The sequence below is a fragment of the Paenibacillus sp. CECT 9249 genome (genome assembly GCF_918697855.1).
Lineage (GTDB): Bacteria > Bacillota > Bacilli > Paenibacillales > Paenibacillaceae > MSJ-34.
Genome location: NZ_CAKKLI010000117.1, coordinates 1 through 624, shown reverse-complemented (window position 1 = coordinate 624; position 624 = coordinate 1). Strand labels below are relative to the sequence as shown.

Genomic DNA, 624 nt, shown 5'->3' with positions numbered 1-624 from the left:
TTGGTGGCGATGGCGGAGGGGTTCCACGCGTACCCATCCCGAACACGACCGTTAAGCCCTCCAGCGCCGATGGTACTTGGACCGAAGGGTCCTGGGAGAGTAGGACGTTGCCAAGCGGAAAGCTTCCCAAACAAGTTGGACATCGCAGGCCGTTCCTGTGAGAGTGAACATTGCCTTTGTCGATTCGGGCCCTTAGCTCAGATGGTTAGAGCGCACCCCTGATAAGGGTGAGGTCGGTGGTTCGAGTCCACTAGGGCCCACCATAACAATATATTCCCTGATAGCTCAGTCGGTAGAGCACTCGGCTGTTAACCGAGTTGTCACAGGTTCGAGTCCTGTTCGGGGAGCCATATGGCCCGTTGGTCAAGGGGTTAAGACACCTCCCTTTCACGGAGGTAACAGGGGTTCGAATCCCCTACGGGTCACCATTTTATCCCTAAAGTAACGTTAGGCGTTTAAGCATATTCCGATTACTTTTCGGGGACCCCAGTTAACATGGAGGCTTAGCTCAGCTGGGAGAGCATCTGCCTTACAAGCAGAGGGTCGGCGGTTCGATCCCGTCAGCCTCCACCATATACAATATCGCGGGGTGGAGCAGCTCGGTAGCTCGTCGGGCTCATAACC

4 tRNA genes and 1 rRNA gene are annotated in these 624 nt (G+C 55.4%); all 5 read left to right on the top strand.

The annotated features are described in order from the left end of the window. Window positions 1-116 (top strand): 5S ribosomal RNA (gene rrf / locus LQ229_RS27035). Between the two features lie 70 nt (window positions 117-186). Then, window positions 187-263 (top strand) — tRNA-Ile (locus LQ229_RS27030). A gap of 11 nt (window positions 264-274) precedes the next feature. Continuing rightward, window positions 275-350: transfer RNA gene (locus LQ229_RS27025), tRNA-Asn, on the top strand. Between the two features lie 3 nt (window positions 351-353). Further along, window positions 354-428: transfer RNA gene (locus LQ229_RS27020), tRNA-Glu, on the top strand. Window positions 429-497: 69 nt separating this feature from the next. Further along, window positions 498-573, top strand: a tRNA-Val gene (locus LQ229_RS27015). The last annotated feature ends 51 nt before the right edge of the window (window positions 574-624 follow it).